The organism is Kitasatospora sp. P5_F3 (genome assembly GCF_054049135.1).
The window spans coordinates 1-373 of sequence record NZ_JBFUMY010000226.1; the positions used below are offsets into that span (position 1 = coordinate 1).

Annotated in this window: 1 rRNA gene; it reads left to right on the forward strand. The window is 59.2% G+C overall.

The features are described from left to right. Window positions 1-373, forward strand: a 23S ribosomal RNA gene (locus tag ACXJMZ_RS37480); the annotation flags it as partial.

Genomic DNA, 373 nt, shown 5'->3' on the forward strand with positions numbered 1-373 from the left:
TGGGAAACTCTTGCGCCGATTGACCAAGGGTTCCTGGGTCAAGCTKATCTGCCCAGGGTAAGTCGGGACCTAAGGCGAGGCCGACAGGCGTAGTCGATGGACAACGGGTTGATATTCCCGTACCCGCTTTGAAGCGCCAACGTCGAACCTCTGAATGCTAAGCCCGYGAAGCCGGCCTGGAGTCTTCGGACRAAGGGACGTGGTGGAGCCGGTGACCCAACAGGGTAGTAGGTGAGCGATGGGGTGACGCAGGAAGGTAGTCCAGCCCGGGCGGTGGTTGTCCCGGGGTAAGGGTGTAGGCCGAGTGATAGGCAAATCCGTCACTCATTAAGGCTGAGACCTGATGCCGAGCCGATTGTGGTGAAGTGGATGA